This window comes from Actinomadura sp. NBRC 104425 (assembly GCF_030269545.1).
Lineage (GTDB): Bacteria > Actinomycetota > Actinomycetes > Streptosporangiales > Streptosporangiaceae > Spirillospora > Spirillospora keratinilytica.
On sequence record NZ_BSTN01000089.1, the window covers coordinates 1 to 900 of the forward strand.

1 protein-coding gene is annotated in these 900 nt (G+C 71.7%); it reads right to left on the bottom strand.

What is annotated here, in order from left to right; translation table 11 throughout:
* A partial coding sequence (locus tag QSK22_RS33235; protein WP_352231522.1) for a phosphopantetheine-binding protein occupies positions 1-874 on the bottom strand: 874 nt, incomplete at its 3' end.
* Positions 875-900 lie beyond the last annotated feature (26 nt).

Genomic DNA, 900 nt, shown 5'->3' on the forward strand with positions numbered 1-900 from the left:
GTGCCGCCTCCAGCGCGGCGACGTTCACGTCGCCGGTCAGCCGGATCACCGCCGGGATGTTGTAGGTGGGGCTGGGGCCTTCCAACTGGTGCAGGAACCACAGCCGACGCTGCGCGAACGACAGCGGCACCCGCTCCGGACGCTCACCCGCCCGCAGCGGAAGCCGAGCCCGCCCCGCCTCCTCGGCCAGCCGCGCCGCCAGCCGCGCCACCGTGGGCGCCTCGAACAACGCCCGCAGCGGCACTTCCACACCGAGCGCGGCCCGAACGCGGGAGACCAGCCGAACCGCCAGCAGCGAATGCCCGCCCAACTGGAAGAAGTCATCGTCCACGCCGACGGACTCCACGCCCAGTACATCGGCGACCAGGCCGCAGAGGATCTCTTCTTGGACCGTGGCCGGTGCTCTGCCTGCGCCTGTCGTGTACTCGGGTGCGGGCAGGGCCTTGCGGTCGAGTTTGCCGTTCGGCGTCAACGGCAGCTCGTCCAACGTGACCACGGCGGCCGGGACCATGTACTCCGGCAGCCGCCGCGCCAGGAAATCCCGCAGGTCACCGGACGGGAGCACGGCCGTCTCACCCTGGGCGGGGACCACGTAGGCGACCAGGCGCCGTTCGCCCGGGGTGTCCTCGCGCGCGATGACCGCCGCCTGCGCGACATCGGGATGGGCGTGGAGGGTGGCCTCGACTTCGCCGGGCTCGATCCGGAACCCGCGAATCTTCACCTGGTCGTCCGCCCGGCCCGCGAACACCAACTGCCCGTCCGGCGTCCACTTCGCCAGGTCACCGGTCCGGTACATCCGCTCACCCGAACCGAACGGGCACGCCACGAACCGCTCACCCGTCAAACCCGCCCGGCCGACATACCCGCGCGCCAACCCGGCACCCGCGATGTACAGCTCAC